Below are 598 nucleotides of genomic sequence, written 5' to 3' on the forward strand. Positions count from 1 at the left end.
GTGCCGGTACTGCGCCCGCGGCCGTCCACCGGGTTCGCGGCGCTGGCGCGCGGGGGGTCCGGTTTCCGGCCTGGGTCGACGCTGCGGTACCTGGCTGTCGTCGGCGACCTCGCGGCCGACCTTGTCACCCGCGGGCGGCTGCTGCCCGGCGTCCACCTCACGGCGGACGGCCCGCGGGCCCGGTGGACACCGGTCCTCACCGGCCCGGACGTCACCCGCCTCGACGCTCTGCGCGACGCCATGCCCCCGGCGTTCCGTGCCACCCCCGGTGACCTCACCCTCGTGATCGGAACCCTCGTGATCGGAATGGGTGGGGACGAGGCGTTGCGGGGCACGCTCGCGGCGATGGTCGACGCGATCGCCCGCGACCGGCTCGGGGCCGCCGGCAGCCCGTTGCGCCCCCCGTCCTCGTCGTCGGCAAGGAGGAGCGTCGCCGGCCGGTGGGTCGTCGCGCTCAGCGGCGAGGCGCGGTTCACCGGGCCGGGCGCGGTGACGCGGGACCTCGCCGACCAGGTCGCGCACTGGCGCGCCCGCGCGGCCGGGACGGCACCGGTGCGCGCCTGTTTCCGCCTGCACGAGCCCGCGGACGCCGCCGACC

1 pseudogene is annotated in these 598 nt (G+C 78.1%); it reads left to right on the plus strand.

Features of this window, described 5'->3' with window-relative positions:
• Window positions 1-598, plus strand: a pseudogene (locus MXD58_RS24575) (helicase SNF2); the annotation flags it as partial.

The sequence above is a fragment of the Frankia sp. AgKG'84/4 genome (genome assembly GCF_023242965.2).
Classification (GTDB): Bacteria; Actinomycetota; Actinomycetes; order Frankiales; family Frankiaceae; genus Frankia.